Below are 16,139 nucleotides of genomic sequence, written 5' to 3'. Positions count from 1 at the left end.
ACCCCCGAAAACTCAGAATTCAAAATGCTCCACTCTAAAAGAATTCCTTATTTTTGCAAAAAGAAAAATTCGTGATTAACAACGACCATATAAAAGAAGTTCAATCCAGAATTGAAGACTTACACAGATATCTTCAGATTGAAAAAAAGAAGATTGAAATTGCCAATGATGATGAAAAAACCGCTGCCCCTGAGTTTTGGGACAATCCAAAAACTGCTGAAGCATTTCTAAAGCAGCTTCGTTCCAAGAAAAAATGGGTGGAAGGCTATGACGAAATTCAGACTCAGTTTGAAGATCTGCAGGTTTTACTTGAGTTCGCCAAAGAAGATCCGGATTCTGAAAAAGAATTGGATGAAACGTTTCCACAATTGGTTGAAAAAATTGAGGATCTGGAATTCAAAAATATGCTTTCCAATGAAGGGGATGAGCTTTCTGCAGTGCTGCAGATTACTGCCGGAGCAGGAGGAACAGAAAGTTGTGACTGGGCCGCTATGCTGATGAGAATGTATACCATGTGGGCAGAAAAACAAGGCTATAAAATCCGTGAACTGAACTTCCAGGAAGGGGAAGTAGCGGGAGTGAAGACCGTAACGCTGGAAATTGAAGGAGAATTTGCTTTTGGATATTTAAGAGGAGAGAACGGAGTACATAGACTGGTACGAATTTCCCCTTTTGACAGTAATGCAAAACGTCATACAAGTTTTGTATCCGTATACGTTTATCCTTTGGTAGATGATACCATCGAGATCAATATCAATCCTGCAGATATCAGTTTTGAAACCATGAGATCTTCAGGAGCAGGAGGACAGAACGTAAACAAGGTAGAAACTGCGGTACGTCTTCGTCACGCACCTACCGGAATTATCATTGAAAACTCCGAATCCCGTTCCCAGCTTCAGAATAAAGAAAAAGCCATGCAGCTCCTTCGTTCAAGACTCTACGAAATGGAATTGGAAGAGCGTATGAAAGCAAGAAATGAGATAGAAGCCAACAAAATGAAGATCGAGTGGGGAAGCCAGATCAGAAACTACGTTATGCATCCTTACAAATTGGTAAAAGATGTACGTTCGGGTCATGAAACATCAGATGTAGATGCCGTAATGAACGGGAATCTTACTCCATTCTTAAAAGCATTCTTAATGGCCGATGGGACGGCTGTTTCCGATGATGATTTCAACTTATAACAATCATGTTTGAATTTTAGTTAAAATCTTATAATTAATTTTTGTTTCAGACATTTTAGGCTTACTTTTGTTGTTCATCGATATTTATGGAAGATTTCAATAGCTGGAAGGATTTATTAAACCCTGAGTTTTATATTAAAATGGGAGGGTTTTGGCTTATTTTATTCATTGTTTTTGCTGAAACAGGCCTTTTTGTAGGGTTTTTCCTGCCTGGAGACTCACTTTTATTCGTTTCCGGGATTTATGCCGTTGAAATTATTAAAGAGACTTTTGGTTCTACAGGAAGCGATTTCTTAGATACCACTATTTTAGCTTCAGGGGTAGCTCTTGCTGCTATTATAGGAAATGAAGTAGGGTATTATTTCGGAAGAAAAGCAGGACCTGCTTTATATAAAAGACCAGATTCAATGCTTTTCAAGAAAAAGTATCTTTACCAGGCTCACGATTTCTTTGAAAAACATGGGGCATTAGCTATTATTATGGCAAGATTCTTACCTGTTGTGAGAACTTTTACACCCATTGTTGCAGGAATTGTGAAGATGGATAAAAAAGAGTTTTTAAGAGATAATGTTATCGGTGCCGTATTATGGTCATTTATCTTGATTTTTGCAGGACATTATCTTGACAAATTGTTTATGGAGCAGTTTGGAATCAATTTAAAAGAAAAACTAGAGTACATCATTATTGTAATCGTATTGGTAACAACACTTCCGGTAATCTTCAAGTTTGTTTTTGGAAAAAAAGATGATTTTTCTAAATATGAGGATAAAGACCTTGAATAAGAAATAATTCAATCAAAATATAGAGCCGTCTCAAATATGAGATGGCTTTTTTATTGCTTATTGCATGAGCTTTTTCTTTAACGCAAAGATTAAAGCTTAATATTTTATGTTTCCGGAGGCAAAAATGGGAATTAATTTTTATTGATTCAACAATTGATTATTCATCCTTTGCGTTGAATAATTAAATAAAGTCTCTATTTTCTTACCCATTCCAGAATATTAGGATAGATGATGCTGTCTCTTTTTCTTTTACTGAAGAACCTTGGTGCATGTCCTGCGCCTTTCATAAAGACAAATTTGTGAGGAACATTCAGGTGGGTAAGCGCAGAGTCCATAGCAATTCCCTGATGCTGATTGACGAGAAAATCATTGTTTCCCTGAAATAGCAGGGTAGGAACATTGGTGATATTGGCAATAGGGCTGGCTTCTTTAAAGGCTTCGGAGATATTTTTCCGGTCAAACTTTGTCCCTACCACCTTTTGGAAAGTAGGAGAAGTATATTTTGAATAAAAGGATTTTAGATATTCAGAACTGAAAAAATCGGTAGGTGCGCTTAGAGAAATAATCTTTTTGATCTGGTCAGGATGCTGATATCCGTAGAGTAGAGCGAGATGTGCACCGGCACTTTCTCCCAAAAGAATATAATTGTTAGGTTGAAGCTCTGCCTTTTCCGATAAAGAATTGAATTTCTCAATGACCAGACCAATATCCTCAAGCTGTTGTTTGTAAGTGATTTTTTTCTTGGTGGAAACCAATCGGTAATTCATGCTGATGCTCGGAATCCTGTTGTTAAAAAGCATTTTCTGAACCTGGATCATATGCTCTTTTTTACCCAGAGTCCAGGCTCCGCCATGTACAATAAGAACTACGGGAGCATCTTGTGGGTAATCCTTGGGAAGAAAGACATCTATTTTCTGTCTTTTGTTCTCACCATATTTTAAATTGTAAATTTTCTGCTGTCCTCCGGGACCTACCCAAACTCTGAATTTCGTATTGCAGGACTGCAGGAGAAAACCAATGCATCCCATGACGAAAAAATGATACCGGAGAATGAACTTTTTCATTAATTAAATTTACAAAAAAATCTATTGATTATGACGCATTCAAGGCTTAATTAAAGTCTTTCTGCTGTCTTTGATGAAAGTCCTTTTTTAATGGTAATAACGTCCTTTTCTCCTTTTTTGAAAATGAAAGAAATTTCGGTGTCATCATCCTGAAGGAAAAACACATCTTCTTTTTCAGCCAGCATTCTTACCTTGGGATCTTTATTGTTCTGAATCAAAAGCTGACCGTTTTCGTACAGAATATGAATAACACTGTCATCAGAAAGTCCATAATCACCAACATATTTTTTAAGAATATCAGCACTTAGCGTTGTTTCTTTTTTCGGTTGTGGAAGAGTGTAAGCTTGTCCTAAAAGTGCTGCCAAAATGGTGTTTCCCGCTTTCTCCAGTTTTTTACTTGTGATATTGTTCAAAAGGATAATACAAAGATCATCCTCAGGAAGCATCGCAAAATAACTTGTGGAACCCTCTATATTTCCGCCATGGTTAATGAGTTTTTTCCCGTAAAGATCATCAATGAACCAACCATAGCCGTAGCCGCTCAAATAAGGCGTGGTCGCTTTTTTAAACGCTTCTTTGGAAACAATTTTATAATCTCTCAATCCTAAATAATAATTGTAAAGGTCTTCCGCTGTACTGTAGATCTGTCCTGCAGGACCGGTTAATGTAGAATTCCAGACTTCTGTTTTTTCCTGTCTTGTTTTTGAAATATAAGAATAAGGAACCGTTTTGTAAGGACTTTTCAGAGCCATGTAGTTAAAGCCGGTATGAGTCATCTTGAGAGGATTTAAGATGATTTTTCTTACAGCATCTTCATAAGAAAGCCCCGTTATTTTTTCAATGATGAGTCCCAGTACAATATACCCCGAATTGGTATACGAAAATTGAGTGCCGGGCTCAAAATCCAGCGGTTCGTTCTTAAAAAAGGAAAGTTCTTTATTTTTGGTTATGATTTTCCCGGTGTGAAGCAGACTGAAATACTCCTTATTTCGTAATGCTTCATAAATTCCCGAAGTGTGGGTAAGGAGATGTTCTATCGTGATTTCATTTCCTCTTGGATAATCCTCAATATACTTTGAAATAGGATCTTTAAAAGAAAGTTTTCCTTCTTCACTTAGTTTTACAATGACCAGAGCAGTGAAAGACTTGGTTAAAGAAGCAATCTGATAAATACTTTTATCCTGATTGGAGATCTTTTTATCTGCATTTTGCCAGCCATATGATCTTTCAAAAATATTTTTATTCTGATAATGGATTAAAGCTGTTCCGTTAAATTTATTAATACCCTCAAATGCTTTTATAATACGGTCTATTTCTTCTTTTTTCTTTTCCTGATCAAAGCTGTTGAGATTCGTTGGAGTCTGAGCTTTTAAAGTAGAGCAGATTGTACTGAACAGACAAAACAAACATCCTAAAGTTAAAATATGAAATTGACGCATCGTATCAGGTTTTAAAAAACGGGTAAATTAAGCAGATTTTTATTTATATTGATAATAGATTTTCAGCATAACGGCTCAAAGAATTATTGTATCTGGGCAAATGTTTTGATATTGCTTTCAAAGCTATAGATAGCGCTTCTTTATGCTCTCCGGCTGAAGAAAGGGATAATGCTAAAAAAGAATCTACTGCATCATTCAATTCATCCGAATAATTGGCTTTCTCTTCTCTTAAAATACGAATGCTCTCTTCTATTTTTCCATTATTCCTTAAGGTACTTGCCAGTTGGATTCTTGCTCTTCTTCTCCGCAAACCGGTGAGTCCCTTATCTAATGCGGATCTGTACAAAGGTTCCGCTTCTTTTTCATGTCCTGTGGAATCAAAAGCGCAGGCTCTTTCAAAATCAGCAATCGCTTGCGAATTTGGGAGTAATTCGACATGATTTTTAATTTGCCGAATAAACTCTTCATTGCTTATTGTTCCAAGCTTCAGCCATATACTTTGCAATTGGCTTTCCCAGTTTTCGTCCATCGATTAGATTTTAAACAAAGATATAAAATATTGAAAGTGAAGTATTCCTTTATTATTCTCATAATTCTTAAAATTATTGTACTCTTATGAATCAGAAAACGGAATTAAATATTTATTTTTGCTGAACTTAACAAAGATTAAAAAATTATTAAAATATGGCATCAGGCTTTTTTGCAATTTTGGATGATATTGCCGCATTGATGGATGATGTAGCGGTTACGAGTAAGATTGCTACCCAAAAGACAGCAGGTATTTTAGGAGATGATCTGGCTGTAAATGCAGAAAAAGCCACTGGCTTTCTTTCTTCAAGGGAAATTCCGGTTTTATGGGCAATTACAAAAGGTTCTTTTATCAACAAACTGATCATTCTGCCTATCGTTTTTTTACTTAATTGGTTGTATGCTCCGGCTATTAATTATGTATTGATCCTTGGAGGATTCTATCTGGCTTTTGAAGGCGTTGAAAAAGTAATAGAATTTCTTTTTCACCGTGACAAAAAGGGTCATGAAGTTATAGAGGAAATTGAAGAAGACAAAAAAAGTTCTGAACAGATTGAAAAAGAGAAAGTAAAATCGGCAATTACAACTGATTTTATTTTGTCAATCGAGATCGTTATTATTGCTTTAGGAACCGTATTGGAAGAAAGTCATCCTTTCATTACGCAGATTTTAGTAACGAGCTTGGTTGCATTTATCGCTACTGTTGGAGTTTATGGAATTGTAGCTTTGATCGTGAGAATGGATGATGCAGGGTTTAAATTAATAAAGAAAAGTAACGATAAAGGTTTTTTCGGGAGGCTTGGACATCTATTAGTGAAGGCTTTACCTATTGTTATTAAAATATTAGGAGTCGTAGGAACAATTGCTTTAATAATGGTTGCTGGTGGAATTTTTCTACATAGGATTGAATTTTTCCATGGCATATTTCCAACCTGGCCAGATGTTTTGAAAGAGCTTACGCTTGGTGTTGTTGGCGGATTGGTAGCGGTTGCCGTATTTACTGTAGGAAAGGGAATCTATTCTTTAGCTACGGAAAAATAAAACAGAATTAGAATTAAATAACCAAAAAAATCCTGTGTTCGAAAGAATGCAGGATTTTTTGTAATGTGCACTGCCAGGAGATTCTTATTCTTTATTAAGTTATGTATTGGTGAACATACTTTTCAGAATAGGAGTTGTTGTTTTTCTTATCATTTTCAGAATATTATTTTTTATCATACAGATGATTGAAAAAATGGTTGATAAGAATATTTCTATTGACTTGGGTTAATTTATTGTAAGCTTATTTTATTTTCAACCCATTTACATAGGCTAATTTAATTGTATTAGCTCCGTGAAATTCAGAAGAATTGAGATCGATTTCATTTTCTGTTTTTAGTTTTTCGTAAAGTTTAAGAATATTCCCTTTATAAGGGCAGTTGTTTACAAAATTATTTAGAAAAACTTCAGCAGTATCTTTTTCAGAAAAACATAAAAGGAAGTCTAAAGGAGAAATAGAATTCTCTGACCATTGATTAAACTTTGTTCCATTGTTTTTTAGAAATTCGACAGCTATTTCCTTAGAATTAAAAATTTTGAAAATTGGGAGGATGTATTTTTCTATATTTTCTGTGATTTCAATAATTGATTTTTCATAAGATAACCCTGCTAAATTCCATTCTTTCCAATTATTATACGGAGTTAAATAACCTATCTGATTTCCAAAAATTAATCCCTGAGAATATTCATTTTTAATTTGCTCTGTCTGCCATTTCTTTAAAATTTTAGAATAGATAGCAATATGAGGAAGGAACTGAACGGATGAAGAATCATTCCTAAAACTGGACTGAAAATAAATCTCAAAATAGATGTCTTTATCAAGGGAAACTTTTTTAAGCCTTTGTCCTTTTTCAAGTGTTTTGAAACCATTGAGTTGAGTGGCAATTTCATTGCAGGCATTTAAAAATATTGTTCTTGTATCCATTTGTTTCTGATAATATTTTGAAGGAATCCAATTGAGGAGCAAAAATAAAAAAATAAAAGAGCAAAAAAAAAGAGACTTAAACAAGTCTCTTTTATGTATTAATTGAATAAATCTTTTACTTTATCAAAAAAAGTTTTTTCCTTTCCGGATGGTTCTGCAACCATTTCTCCGCTGGACATCTGCTTTTCAAAGAAATCTTTCTGCTCTTTCGTAAGCTTCTGTGGCGTCCATACATTGATGTGGATGAACATATCTCCTTTTCCATAGCTGTCGATACTTGGAAGCCCTTTTCCAGCTAATCTTAGGATCTTTCCGGATTGAGTTCCCGGATCAACGGTAATTTTTACTTTTCCGCCTACGGTAGGAATCTCTTTTTTAGTTCCTAAAGCAGCTTCAGCAAATGAAACATAAAGTTCCTGATGTAGATTATCGCCCTCTCTTTTGATCGTTTGATCTACTTCTTCTTCAATAATCACCAATAAGTCACCCGGAATTCCGCCAAAAGGAGCATCATTTCCTTTTCCTCTTACATTAAGCTGAATACCATCTCTAGCCCCGGCAGGAATGTTGATGGTGATTTCCTCTTCCTCTTTTATAAGACCCTGTGCATTGGCTCCTGCAGGAATTTTATCAGCAACCTTTCCGATTCCCTGGCAGGTACCACAAGTGGTTTGCGTCTGCATTTGGCCAAACATCGTGTTCATTACTTTAAGCTGAACACCGGAACCATTACAGGTAGGGCATATTTTTGATGTGGCGCCTTCTGCCATCATCATTTTTTTTACTTTAATGGTTTTTTGAGTTCCGTTTACCATTTCCTCAAGGTTCAGCTTGATTCTGATTCTTAAATTGGAACCTTTCACCTGCTGACGGCCACCGCCGCCACCTCCGAATCCTCCGAAACCACCACCGAAAATATCTCCAAACTGGCTGAAAATATCTTCCATGTTCATTCCGCCTCCGAAGCCACCGCCTCCGTAACCACCGTTTCCACCTACTCCGGCATGACCGAACTGGTCGAATCTGGCACGTTTCTGATCGTCGCTTAGAACTTCATAAGCTTCAGCAGCTTCTTTAAATTTTTCTTCAGCCTCTTTATCACCTGGATTTTTATCCGGGTGAAATTTGATAGCCATTTTACGGTATGCTTTTTTTATTTCGTCGGCCGATGCAGATTTGCTGATCTCAAGAACCTCGTAATAATCTCTTTTTGACATGACAATTTTATAATTGATTGTTGATAAATGATAAAAGATATTTTAAAGCTAATAAGTGAAATATTCATCTATTATCACTCATCATTTATCATTTATTAATTTTAATTTCCTGTTACTACTTTTGCAAAACGGATTACTTTATCACCTAAAGTGTATCCTGTTTCAATAACATCTACGATTTTTCCCTTCAAATCTTCCGATGGAGCAGGGATCTGAGTAATCGCCTCATGGAAATCAACATTAAAGCTGTCACCAGCCTTTACTTCCATTGTTTGTAAGCCTTTTTCAGTAAGTTTATTTTTGAATTTCTGATAGATCAGTTCTACGCCTTGAAGGTCAGCAGGATTTCCGTTTTTAGCGATTTCCTTTAATGCTCTTTCGAAATCATCTAAAACCCCTAACATTGAAACCATCATTTCCTGGTTAGCGTACTGGAAGAATTCCATCTTCTCTTTACTCGTTCTTTTTTTATAGTTTTCGAATTCAGCATACAATCTGATGTAACGGTCTTTTTCTTCTGCCAAAAGTTCTTCTGGAGAAGGAGTAACTGTCACATTGTCCTGAGATGCCGCCTCGTTTTGAACATTGTTTTCTTCCTGATTATTGATGCTTTCTTCGTTAATATCCTTGTTTTCCATAATTCAATATTTATTTACTGATTGTTTCACAAAGAGCCTGCCAAATCTAAAATCAGGACATTAAGGCAGAAAAATAATGAGCAGGTAAGGGGCATTTTGAAACTTAAATGGATCAATTCGCCACCCTTGTAAATTAAAGGAGTTTATCGTTTGATTATTGACTCTGGGGAACAAAAATTTACTATTGACAGATTTAGGTTATTGTTCTCCCGCAAACGTCTGATATAAGAGATATAGGTTCAAAATAATGATAATAATAGAAATAACCCATACACAGATTTTAAGGAATGGCTTATTGACAAATTCACCCATTTTGGCCTTATCATTGGTAAACATTACCAGTGGAACAACAGCAAAACTCAGCTGCATAGAAAGAATTACCTGGCTTAAAACCAATAGATCAGTTGTTCCCTTTTCTCCGTAAAGAATGGCAACAATAAGTGCAGGAATTACAGCTATAAGCCTTGTAATAAGTCTTCGCAGCCATGGTTTTAATCTGATATTCAAAAAACCTTCCATTACAATCTGTCCTGCAAGCGTTCCTGTCAATGTTGAATTTTGTCCGGAGGCTAATAAAGCAATTGCAAACGCAATACTTGCCATGGAAGCTCCCAAAATAGGAGTCAGCATTTTATAAGCATCATGAATGTCTGCAACATGTTCATTACCCGTTGTATGAAATGTAGCTGCTGCGAGAATAAGTATTGCGGCATTGATGAAAAATGCCAGCATCAGCGAGACAGTACTGTCTAAAGTAGCAAATTTAATTGCTTCTTTTTTCCCTTCAGTATCTCGGGTGTAATCTCTTGTCTGTACAATACTGCTGTGAAGATAAAGGTTGTGGGGCATGACTGTAGCTCCTAAAATCCCAATAGCAATATAAAGCATGGCAGGATTTGTAATGATTTCCTTTTGAGGTACCAATCCTCCCAGAATTTCGTTAAAAGCAGGTTGGGAGATCACAATTTCATAAATGAAGCAGGCAAGAATAATGAATATAAGCCCGCCTACAATACTTTCAATCCATCGGAAACCTTTGGACTGAAGCAAGAGGATAATTAAGACATCAACCGTTGTGATGACAATTCCCCAAGTCAGCGGAATATGAAATAATAGGTTTAAGGCAATAGCAGAACCAATGACCTCGGCGAGATCACAGGCGGCAATGGCTATTTCACAGAACACCCAAAGAATAAAATTAGTAGTAGGGCTGAAGTGATCCCTACAGGCCTGTGCAAGATCTCTTTCTGCAACAACGCCTAGTTTTACTGATAAATGCTGTAAAACCATTGCGAAAATATTAGAGATAAGAATAACCGAAAGTAAGGTATATCCAAATTGAGCTCCCCCAGCAATATCCGTAGCCCAGTTTCCCGGGTCCATATATCCTACCGCAATCATCAGTCCCGGTCCTGCAAACGCAAGATACTTCCTCCAAAAACTTGCATTTTTAGGGACTTTGATAGATGAATAAACCTCTGATAAGGAGTGAGATGTTTTATCTTTTCGCCAGGCGCCTTTTATATTGAAATTCATAAATGTTAGAAATGACTAACAAATTTAATTAAATAAATGTAAACACAAAAATATGGAAAGAAAAAATCCCGGAAATTACTTCCCGGGATCTTATTTTTATTGAATCTAAAGATTATTTAGCAAATCTTACAGACATTTTTCTATCAGCAGCTCTTTCTGCGTCAGAAGCTTTTGCATCTACTTTTGCAAATTTGCTTCCATAGCCATCAGCTTCCAGAACCTGAGCTCCAACTCCAGCTTTTGTTACAGCTGCTTTGATAAATTCAGCTCTGGCTTTTGATAATTTTAGGTTATTGGCCTCGTTACCTGTTTTATCAGTATAACCTCCCACTTTGATTTTTGCTTCAGGGAAAGCCTTAAGAATAGCTACTAAGTTATCCAATTGACCTTGTGAACCAGCTTCCAGTTCCGTAGAACTTCCCATTTTGAAATTAACGTGATCGAAATCGTACCACTTCTCTTTCAATACTGAATCATCAGCTGCATTCTTATATCCTCCGGATTTTAGGAAAGTAATCATCTGATCTTCCATTCCGCCTTTGTAACCTTTTAACATTACCCCGTTAAGGTCAATGTTTTCATCGGTTTTAGCAGTTGCCGGAGCAGGGGTGGCTGTTACAGATGCTGTATCTGTAGCCGACCCTGTTGTTGCAGAGTCAGACGTCGCTGTTGTAGTCGTTGTCGTCTGTTTTTTCTCACACTGTTTCCACAGGAAATAGGCGGCTGCTATTAATAATAAAAGCGGAAGCAACCATTTCCAGATTGAGCCTCCGCCTTGATTATTATTGTTATTATCATTAAATTGTTCTCTTATTTCTCTTGCTCCTTCCGAAACATTTTCTCTTGCTGTAGCAACACCTTCTGCGATGTTATCTTTAGCGGTAGAAGTAACAGAAGAAACCGTTTCTTTTGCCTGGCCAAACCAATTTTCAGCTCCTAGTCCAAAGGATGCCAAAGAAAGACCTGCCGGCAGTAAAGAAGAAATAATGCCTTTCTGATCATTCAGTAAGCTGGAAATACCTGAAGCACCCAAATTATTGTCTGCTGCATATTTTCCGACAGTGCCTGCCGTAGCTCCAGTCACCAGGTTTAACAAAGAACCTGCAGTTGTGTTGCTGACTCCTGAAAAACTTGCAATGGAATTGACTAATCCACCTACTTTATCTCCAAAAAGTGAAGATAACAAGGTAGAAATAATAGGACTGCTAGACGATCCGCCTAATAAATTTCCTAGAATTCCACTTGATGAGGCTTGTGTAATAGCATCCACAACGCCAGGTTTATCTGCATTATTGGCTAATCCACCTACCACAGCAGGTAATAATCCACCAATTGCTTTAGAAATACCGGATTCACTTTCTCCAAACTGCGATGCAGCCTGTGAAACCAAAGCGGGACCTAATTGCCCTTTAATTAAATCAATGACATTTAAAGACATAATAATAAATTTTTTTGATTAATGTTGATATAAATTTAAACAAAAATCCGTCCAAATGTCATTTTTTTTTGAATATTTCTTAAAAATTAACGATTTTTTTTAAAATTATTAAAATTTTTAATACGCTTTTGCAAATAACACACGTCTCTTAGATGGTTTTCCAGAGATAAGTGAAATTCCTTCTTCTACATCATTATCTAAAGGAATACATCTGATCGTTGCCTTTGTTTCATCCTTGATTTGTTCCTCTTCTTCAGCTGTACCATCCCAGTGAGCATAGATGAAACCACCTTTCTCTTCAAGGACTTTTTTGAACTCTTCATAAGTATCCACTTTCGTGATATTATTGTCTCTGAATTCAAAAGCTTTATTGTAAATGTCCTGCTGGATAGTTTTTAATAACTCTTCGATGTAAGAATCCAGTCCTTCAATAGAACGAACTTCTTTGGTAAGATTATCTCTTCTTGCAATTTCCACAGATTTGTTTTCCAAATCTCTTGGTCCCATTGCGATTCTTACAGGAACTCCTTTCAATTCGTATTCTGCAAATTTCCAACCCGGTTTGTTCTGAGTATCATTATCGAATTTTACAGAAATTCCTTTTGCCTTAAGTTTAGCCTGGATATCCAAAGCAACTTCACTGATCTGCTCCAACTGCTCTTCTCCTTTAAAGATCGGAACAATTACTACCTGAATCGGCGCTAAAGTAGGAGGTAATACCAATCCGAAATCATCAGAATGGGTCATGATCAAAGCTCCCATCAGACGGGTTGATGTTCCCCATGATGTAGCCCATGCATGTTCAATCTTTCCTTCTTTGTTGGTGAATTTTACGTCAAAAGCTTTTGCGAAATTCTGACCTAAGAAGTGAGATGTTCCTGCTTGTAATGCTTTTCCATCCTGCATCAATGCTTCGATACAATACGTTTCATCTGCTCCTGCAAATCTTTCAGAAGGTGTTTTTAATCCTTGAACTACTGGTATTGCCATAAAGTTTTCTGCAAAATCTGCATACACTTTATTCATTTTTTCTGCTTCCTCTAATGCTTCGTCTTTTGTAGCGTGAGCAGTGTGTCCTTCCTGCCATAAGAATTCTGTTGTTCTTAAGAAAAGACGTGTTCTCATTTCCCAACGAACAACATTCGCCCATTGGTTGATCAATATTGGTAAATCTCTGTAAGATTGAATCCAGTTTTTGTATGTATTCCAGATAATAGCTTCTGAAGTAGGACGAACGATAAGTTCTTCTTCCAGTTTCGCATCCGGATCCACAATCAGTTTGGATGGATTGTTCGGGTCGGTTTTTAATCTGTAGTGAGTAACAACAGCACATTCTTTTGCAAAACCTTCTGCATTTTTTTCCTCTGCCTCAAACAAGCTCTTGGGCACAAAAAGCGGGAAGTATGCGTTAACGTGACCTGTTTCTTTGAATTTTTTATCCATTTCATCACGCATTTTTTCCCAGATTGCATAGCCATACGGTTTGATTACCATACATCCACGCACGACTGAGCTTTCAGCTAAATCAGCTTTTACAACCAGCTCATTATACCATTTGCTGTAATCTTCGCTTCTTGAGGTTAATTTTGCCATTATTTTTTAAAATTTTTTTAACTTTTGTACATTATTGTTATCTAAAAATAAAAATCTATTTTTGATAGATTTTTCTACCAGTGCTTTGGTACATTTTTGGTACAGATTGCAAATATAATTTAAATTAAAAATTTTTACGTTATCATGAAAAGAAATATACATAAAAATTTGCTTGGTCTGCTAAGATCCAAAGGGATTTTGGCCATATCGGGCGGATTATTACTTGTGTCTTGTGGTGCTCAGATGGGAGGGTATAGCGAGACAGACGGGGTGTATTACGACCCCAATAAGGATACGCTACCTGAAGGAGTTATCATTAATGATAGCGGAAACAGGGTAGGAGAATACTATGACTACTATCAGGATTCTAATGTGATTCAAAATGCACAAACGAACTCCAGAGAACAGCAAAACAGATATAGTGACTGGAGTGGTACCAATCCGAATTGGAACACCAATGCTACAGATTCCGATTGGGGACTTTATTCAGGTTCTCAAACGAACTACTATGATAACTCATGGGGATGGGGATCTCCTTGGGGAATGTATGGTGGCTATAGCCCATATTGGGGCATGAACCGCGGCTGGGGCTGGGGTGGAAGCATGTCCTGGGGTTGGGGCGGATCATTCGGATGGGGCTGGGGAGGCTCTTACGGATGGGGAAGCCCATACTGGGGATATGGTTATGGTGGATACTATGATCCATTCTGGGGCGGCTACGGAAACCCTTACTGGGGATACGGAGGCGGTTACTGGGGTGGTGGCAACTACAACAGACCTGTTTACAGAAGAAGTGGTGTAAGCGGAGGAGGATTCCAGAATACTGGGGTAGCGAACGCTGTATACAGAACGAATACAAATAATTCAGGTTTCAGAAATAGTAATGGAAACGGCGGATTCAGAAACACCAATAATGGCGGTTTCAGAGATTCGAACTCAAGTGGTGGTTTCAGAAACAGCAATGGAGGCTTCAGAGATAGTAACTCAGGAGGCTTCAGAAACGGTAATTCCGGAGGTTTCAGAAATAGCAATGGAAACGGTGGATTCCGTAATTCTGCACCACAAACAAGACCTAATTACAATTATCAGCAACCACAGCCAAGATATAACAACAATAATAATGGAGGCTTCAGATCCAATGATTCAGGAGGTTTCAGATCTAGCGGCGGTTCCAGTGGAGGCGGCTTCAGAGGCGGTTCTTCAGGCGGCGGAGGCGGAATGAGATCCGGCGGCGGAGGCAGAGGTGGCTTCAGATAATTTTCAAACTAATAAACTATTTAAAAAATAATGTTAAAAAAATCTTTAGTATTAATGAGTATTTCTGCTGCATTTTATGCGCAGGCTCAGGATGTTTCTGTAATAAGAAATACTGTGGATGTTTACTCAAGTACTCCTATGGTGGGATCGGCTAAGTTTAATGCAATGGCTGGATCTAATGGTGCGCTAGGTGGTGATGCAAACTCTTTGCTTACCAACCCGGCAGGTTTAGGGGTAGCTATTTCAGGAGAGGTTTCAGGAACTTTATCTATTTTAGGAAATAAAAACAGCAGCTCTTGGGCGGGATCTACTATAGACTATAGTAAAACGAAAGGTGATCTTGGAAATGCAGGAGGAATAATTGCTTTCCCGCTGATGACAGAAACTGGATGGAAGTTTATTAATATTGGTATTAATTTTTCCAATCAACAACTTGATAATGTAATTCAGTCGCCAGGAAATAATAATATTGTGTACGCTTTTGATAAAGCTGATATAACGAAAGATGCTGCATTGGCAGGACACATGTATGAAAGATACGGTAATTTGTCAAAAATGAGTTTTGGGGTAGGAGCAAATTATAATCATAATTTATATCTGGGAGCAGGTTTCAATTTTTTCAATGCTTCAATTGATCAATATGACAACTTGTTTTACAGAAATCTTACCAACAATTCTACAGAAGGATTCAGTAAGCAGGATACTCCTTATTCAGAAAGATCTTCAGGATTTTCTGCTTCATTAGGGGTAATCGGAAAGCTAAGTCCTAATTTCAGAGTGGGAGCGTCTCTTGAAACGCCTACATTCTGGACGATAGACAGAAACTACTATTTCTACAACGATCCTACTTATGGAGACGATATGGGGGCTGAAAACAGAAAGTTTACTTCACCGCTTAAAGCAACTGTGAGTGCTGCATTTGTAGCCAGTAAAAACTTCTCATTGAACGTAGATTATACCCTTGGACTTACAAAACCTGACTATAAAGTATACGGCGGTGCAGAAAGAGAGTTGAATAGCTTCTTTAAGGATAACTACAAAAATCTTTCAGAAGTAAGAGTAGGAGCTGAGTACAGAGTACAGCAGTTCAGATTGAGAGGAGGTTATTCTTATCAGTCTAGTCCTTTTGATGCGCTTACCATCAGCAGATTTAATGATGCGGGAAGTGTAGGGGATCAGTCTTACAGCAACCTGATATTAAGTGACAGAAATACACTTTCATTCGGTATCGGATATGATTTCAGATCTTTCTATGTAGATGCGTCTTATCAGAATATCTCTTCTAAATATGCCAATCCTTTTATGAGAGGATATATGGGTGATAATTTTGATTCATCTTACTATTCTGCAAATAAGATCTTCGAAAGTGATTCTTACGCAGTAAGTGATGTAAAAAGTAACAGAAACAATTTCTTCCTTACGGTAGGATGGAAATTCTAAGCTTAAACATTAAGCTATACAACAACAAAAAAGCTCCGGATTTCTTCGGAGCTTTTTTAT

Annotated in this window: 14 protein-coding genes; 5 read left to right on the top strand and 9 right to left on the bottom strand. The window is 37.1% G+C overall.

Annotated features, from left to right (window positions below; all coding sequences use genetic code 11):
* Positions 1-71: 71 nt before the first annotated feature.
* On the top strand, positions 72-1,184 hold the full coding sequence (gene prfB, locus DBR39_RS00485) for a peptide chain release factor 2 (protein WP_124530377.1): 1,113 nt from the start codon (positions 72-74) through the stop codon (positions 1,182-1,184).
* Positions 1,185-1,270: 86 nt separating this feature from the next.
* Complete coding sequence (locus tag DBR39_RS00480; RefSeq protein WP_124530376.1) at positions 1,271-1,966, top strand: DedA family protein; 696 nt, start codon at positions 1,271-1,273, stop codon at positions 1,964-1,966.
* 194 nt (positions 1,967-2,160) lie between these two features.
* Here the strand turns inward: DBR39_RS00480 and DBR39_RS00475 are convergent, their stop codons facing one another.
* From DBR39_RS00475 to DBR39_RS00465, 3 genes are read right to left on the bottom strand one after another with little or no spacing between them, the layout of a single operon-like run.
* Entirely contained in the window at positions 2,161-3,030 is an 870-nt protein-coding gene (locus tag DBR39_RS00475; protein WP_124530375.1) for an alpha/beta hydrolase, read from the bottom strand.
* Positions 3,031-3,080: 50 nt separating this feature from the next.
* Positions 3,081-4,469, bottom strand: coding sequence for a serine hydrolase domain-containing protein (locus DBR39_RS00470; RefSeq protein ID WP_124530374.1), 1,389 nt, complete (start codon positions 4,467-4,469; stop codon positions 3,081-3,083).
* A gap of 43 nt (positions 4,470-4,512) precedes the next feature.
* The gene (locus DBR39_RS00465) at positions 4,513-4,998 is read right to left on the bottom strand and encodes a tetratricopeptide repeat protein (protein WP_124530373.1); all 486 of its coding nucleotides are present in this window, start codon (positions 4,996-4,998) and stop codon (positions 4,513-4,515) included.
* A 155-nt stretch (positions 4,999-5,153) separates the two neighbouring features.
* Between DBR39_RS00465 and DBR39_RS00460 the strand changes: the two genes are divergently transcribed.
* A complete protein-coding gene (locus DBR39_RS00460; protein WP_124530372.1) occupies positions 5,154-6,038 on the top strand; it encodes a DUF808 domain-containing protein in 885 nt (294 codons plus the stop codon).
* Positions 6,039-6,279: 241 nt separating this feature from the next.
* Here the strand turns inward: DBR39_RS00460 and DBR39_RS00455 are convergent, their stop codons facing one another.
* From DBR39_RS00455 to proS, 6 genes are all read right to left on the bottom strand, one after another.
* Positions 6,280-6,960, bottom strand: a complete 681-nt coding sequence (locus DBR39_RS00455; protein WP_124530371.1) for a DUF4304 domain-containing protein — start codon at positions 6,958-6,960, stop codon at positions 6,280-6,282.
* Positions 6,961-7,058: 98 nt separating this feature from the next.
* Complete coding sequence (gene dnaJ / locus DBR39_RS00450; protein WP_103232058.1) at positions 7,059-8,177, bottom strand: molecular chaperone DnaJ; 1,119 nt, start codon at positions 8,175-8,177, stop codon at positions 7,059-7,061.
* A gap of 101 nt (positions 8,178-8,278) precedes the next feature.
* Positions 8,279-8,815 carry a nucleotide exchange factor GrpE gene (locus DBR39_RS00445; protein ID WP_124530370.1) on the bottom strand — a complete coding sequence of 179 codons (537 nt, stop codon included), beginning with the start codon at positions 8,813-8,815 and terminating at the stop codon, positions 8,279-8,281.
* 198 nt (positions 8,816-9,013) lie between these two features.
* On the bottom strand, positions 9,014-10,351 hold the full coding sequence (locus DBR39_RS00440; protein ID WP_103232060.1) for an Nramp family divalent metal transporter: 1,338 nt from the start codon (positions 10,349-10,351) through the stop codon (positions 9,014-9,016).
* Between the two features lie 112 nt (positions 10,352-10,463).
* Positions 10,464-11,789, bottom strand: coding sequence for an OmpA family protein (locus DBR39_RS00435; protein WP_124530369.1), 1,326 nt, complete (start codon positions 11,787-11,789; stop codon positions 10,464-10,466).
* Between the two features lie 117 nt (positions 11,790-11,906).
* Positions 11,907-13,382 (bottom strand): proline--tRNA ligase, encoded by a 1,476-nt coding sequence (proS, locus tag DBR39_RS00430; protein WP_124530368.1) that lies wholly within the window; start codon positions 13,380-13,382, stop codon positions 11,907-11,909.
* A 144-nt stretch (positions 13,383-13,526) separates the two neighbouring features.
* Here proS and DBR39_RS00425 point away from each other — a divergent pair, with 144 nt between their 5' ends.
* Together DBR39_RS00425 and DBR39_RS00420 are read left to right on the top strand one after the other, a co-directional pair.
* Positions 13,527-14,639 carry a prolyl-tRNA synthetase gene (locus DBR39_RS00425; RefSeq protein WP_124530367.1) on the top strand — a complete coding sequence of 371 codons (1,113 nt, stop codon included), beginning with the start codon at positions 13,527-13,529 and terminating at the stop codon, positions 14,637-14,639.
* A 54-nt stretch (positions 14,640-14,693) separates the two neighbouring features.
* Entirely contained in the window at positions 14,694-16,079 is a 1,386-nt protein-coding gene (locus DBR39_RS00420; protein ID WP_228410102.1) for an OmpP1/FadL family transporter, read from the top strand.
* Positions 16,080-16,139: the final 60 nt, after the last annotated feature.

It is taken from the genome of Chryseobacterium sp. KBW03 (assembly GCF_003852415.1).
GTDB lineage: Bacteria > Bacteroidota > Bacteroidia > Flavobacteriales > Weeksellaceae > Chryseobacterium > Chryseobacterium viscerum.
This window is presented reverse-complemented; position numbering and strand designations above follow the sequence as displayed.